Origin of the sequence: Rhodoferax ferrireducens, assembly GCF_003347515.1 — a bacterium.
Lineage (GTDB): Bacteria > Pseudomonadota > Gammaproteobacteria > Burkholderiales > Burkholderiaceae_C > Rhodoferax.
This window is the reverse complement of sequence record NZ_QEII01000082.1, coordinates 1-255: the sequence shown is the minus strand read 5'-3', so window position 1 is coordinate 255 and position 255 is coordinate 1. Positions and strand designations below refer to the sequence as shown.

Genomic DNA, 255 nt, shown 5'->3' with positions numbered 1-255 from the left:
CTTCTTCTATTCGAACGATGATCGCGCTGATTTGGGCGCCCTCGCGATTCAGCAGTACCTTGACCCGATGGGACGCCTCCAGAAGTGGGCCCGATCATTCGTGCGGGGTGCCGCACCCGACACGCTGGAATTGCTGAAAGCGATCAGCCACGGCGTGTCCGAAGCGTTGCAGTACGAGGTGCGCGAAAGCGAAGGTACCCAGACGCCGATCGAATCGCTCGACCGTGGGCGGGGTTCGTGCCGCGACTTCGCCAT

The 255-nt window shown here is 62.0% G+C and carries 1 protein-coding gene; it reads left to right on the top strand.

Features of this window, described 5'->3' with window-relative positions; genetic code table 11:
* A partial coding sequence (locus C5P05_RS00330; protein WP_420130709.1) for a transglutaminase-like domain-containing protein occupies window positions 1–255 on the top strand: 255 nt, incomplete at both ends.